The sequence below is a fragment of the Lactobacillus nasalidis genome (assembly GCF_016587775.1).
GTDB lineage: Bacteria > Bacillota > Bacilli > Lactobacillales > Lactobacillaceae > Lactobacillus > Lactobacillus nasalidis.
The window spans coordinates 1-210 of sequence record NZ_BOCG01000563.1 but is presented as its reverse complement, the minus strand read 5'-3'; the positions used below and the strand labels follow the sequence as shown (position 1 = coordinate 210).

1 rRNA gene is annotated in these 210 nt (G+C 45.7%); it reads right to left on the bottom strand.

Features of this window, described 5'->3' with window-relative positions:
- Nucleotides 1–210, bottom strand: a 23S ribosomal RNA gene (locus tag lacNas_RS10820); the annotation flags it as partial.

Sequence of the window (210 nt, the reverse complement as noted above, 5' to 3'; positions counted from 1 at the left end):
TGGCGCATTTTCCCAAATGCTTCTGCTATCCTCTGAAGTGCCATGACTCAGTCCTACAACCCCGGCAGATAAATCTGCCGGTTTGGGCTCTTTCCTGTTCGCTCGCCGCTACTTGGGAAATCGAATTTCTTTCTCTTCCTGCAGCTACTTAGATGTTTCAGTTCACTGCGTGTTCCTTTCATAAGCTATGTATTCACTCATGAATAACAT